We start from the raw sequence: 2,396 nt of genomic DNA, 5'->3' as shown, positions 1-2,396 counted from the left end.
GCATGATAGAGATATCAATGCTAGTAAGAACATTCTTGCGGTCGGGCTTGACCGTCTAGCAGTAGGAATCCCCTCGGTTTAGCGAGGGGAGGAAGTCAATTGTATTGTTATTTATAGCAGCAATTTTTCATGCAAAGGATACATTTAAGTATATCTTTATATCTTTAAAAGACATGATTGAGCAGATAAGGAGATGAATTCATGAATCATCGTGTTAAATTAATTCTTATTGATGGAGCAGACAAATGAGTTCACAAAAAATATCTTTTAAGGTTATGGTTATGTTTTCAGAAGTTCTGGAAGAGGTAATAACCAAATATAATCAGTTCTATGAAACAGATTTTCATATCACAGAAGTCTATGATGATGATTTATCATTTTGTATAATAGAAGCCACCAAATATCAATTAAAAGACATATTTGGCTCGGGTTATAGTCTTTCTGTTTCGGAAGATTTAAAAAAATCAAAAGGCGAACTAGACTGGTAATACACCCATAATCTAAATCTGCATAACTCAATAGTTTAAAAATAGCTATTGAGTATTTCGCTTTTTTGTCATACTAAACCAGCCCTAAATGGCGGAGTTTGCAGGTTAGATTTTATACAAACCCCATCACCACTCCACAAACCCCAATCGCTCCAATATTGGGCGATAAAAGTTGGCTCTGTTTGGGTCTAGTAAGTCTTGTGTAATCCAGTCTGCCAGTCTGCCATAGTGGTTTAAGTCGCCTTGTGCGTATTTTTCCAATTCTGGTTCGTATGCCAATTTATTGGCAAAGTGGGATTATCAGGAGATTTAAGTAATCCTAAAACCTTAGAACGCATTCAAGCCACCCAACAAGCCCTCGATAAAAAATATGGGGCAGGTAAATATAAAGTAGGTACAGATACTTTAAGTAATGCACACGGCTTAAAAACAGTTAAAGGTAGCAATCAAGTCGGAGCCTGTGCAGAACCCAAATGTTCTGTCGCCGCCCAAGCCAATCCAAGTCCTGTAACAGGTTTTGCCATTATGTGGCGTGGTCAAAAGGACAATCCTTATCCAATCAAAGCCGATGAAGCCAAACAGCGTGGCTTAAGCTCTAACCAAATGTATATGTGTGCTACTTGTGAATTTAACAAAGAAATTTATGAGCATTACATCAACAATTCTACTAAAAAATGAGGTGATTTATGACCATTTTAGACCAACTTACCAGCCTAATGCTTGAAAAAGTAGAAGTAACACCAGTTCCCAAACAAGAACTTGATGATTTTTTATCACAAAACAATATTGATATTTGTGATGAACATTATCAATTTTTATTAAATTATGGTAATAGTGAGTTTTTAAATCAACATTATGCTTACTTGGTTTTTGATAGTTTTAAATGGTATTATACAACAGATGATTTTCTTGATGATATGGTTTTACCTAAATTTTGTGAATACTTAGGAACTGATTTTATGTCCGAAGCAATATGCCTAGATTACATTGATAAAAAAATATATTCATTTGATTATGGAGAAAAATATGAAAAACCTTATTATGGTGGTTTAAAAGAATTACTATTTTTTTATTTATTTAAACTTATTATTGAAAAAAAATATTTTGATAAAATTGAAGAAAATATAAAGATAGACGATGTGGAAAAATTTAAATCAGACTATTTAAATTATGAAATTAAAGATATATATCTATATAATCGCTATTTTTTTAAAGATAACAAATTAATTATTTGTGATGATAAATTTCACTACTATAGTATTTATTACGGTGGAATCCTAGATAAAATTATTGATGATAGATGATAGGCTCGTAGCCCGTAGGCTCAGGTTGCCAACAGCATAACCCAACATTTATGGCGTAACTCATTGAATTCGTTGGCCTTCGCTTTGCCCAAGCCTAACCCTTAACGACCATAACCCATTAACCACAACCACCAACCCCAAAAACCCCAAACCCATGACCCATACCAACCACCCATCTTACCCTATATTATCCTTACCAACACGATTGGCACTGGCTGTCTCTTTGACCTTATGTTGTTCAGCTTATGCCAACACTTCTAAACAGATTGCCCATCAGCAAATCTTGCTTAATGAACAAAGACAGGCGGTGCTTCATCAATCATTGATGACAAATCCTAGTGTACAAGTTGAGGTGCCTGCCTTTGAGCCTGCCGCTAAGATGGATTCTGTTCATACTGACAATCAAGACAGCCACGATGATTTGCCTTGCTTTACCATCAATCAAATCGCTTATGCACCACTGGATGCTGCTACTACTGGTAGTATGGATTTAAACCAATTTGCCTTTGCTTTAGCACCATCAACCCATGGCAAGCGTAGTGTACTGGGTCAATGCTTAAACATCAATGACATTCATCGCATTGTCCGTGATGTACAAAACCAC

General features: G+C 35.4%; 5 protein-coding genes and 1 pseudogene. 5 read left to right on the top strand and 1 reads right to left on the bottom strand.

Annotated features, from left to right (window positions below):
- Positions 1-82, top strand: a pseudogene (locus tag M2R47_RS09290) (RNA-guided endonuclease TnpB family protein); the annotation flags it as partial.
- A gap of 163 nt (positions 83-245) precedes the next feature.
- Positions 246-488, top strand: coding sequence for a hypothetical protein (locus M2R47_RS09285; protein ID WP_249102498.1), 243 nt, complete (start codon positions 246-248; stop codon positions 486-488).
- A 126-nt stretch (positions 489-614) separates the two neighbouring features.
- Here M2R47_RS09285 and M2R47_RS09280 read toward each other — a convergent pair whose 3' ends face one another.
- The gene (locus M2R47_RS09280) at positions 615-767 is read right to left on the bottom strand and encodes a hypothetical protein (protein WP_249102497.1); all 153 of its coding nucleotides are present in this window, start codon (positions 765-767) and stop codon (positions 615-617) included.
- A 12-nt stretch (positions 768-779) separates the two neighbouring features.
- On the opposite strand from M2R47_RS09280, the gene M2R47_RS09275 reads away from it, so the two are divergent.
- The 3 genes from M2R47_RS09275 to M2R47_RS09265 all read left to right on the top strand — a co-directional run.
- Entirely contained in the window at positions 780-1,166 is a 387-nt protein-coding gene (locus tag M2R47_RS09275) for a hypothetical protein (protein ID WP_249102491.1), read from the top strand.
- An 8-nt stretch (positions 1,167-1,174) separates the two neighbouring features.
- On the top strand, positions 1,175-1,792 hold the full coding sequence (locus M2R47_RS09270) for a hypothetical protein (RefSeq protein WP_249102488.1): 618 nt from the start codon (positions 1,175-1,177) through the stop codon (positions 1,790-1,792).
- 154 nt (positions 1,793-1,946) lie between these two features.
- Positions 1,947-2,396: hypothetical protein (locus M2R47_RS09265; protein WP_249102487.1), on the top strand; the 450-nt coding region annotated here is incomplete at its 3' end.

The sequence above is a fragment of the Moraxella oculi genome (assembly GCF_023336735.1).
Lineage (GTDB): Bacteria > Pseudomonadota > Gammaproteobacteria > Pseudomonadales > Moraxellaceae > Moraxella > Moraxella oculi.
The sequence above is the reverse complement of the archived record's forward strand: the minus strand, read 5'-3'. Positions and strand labels throughout refer to the sequence as shown.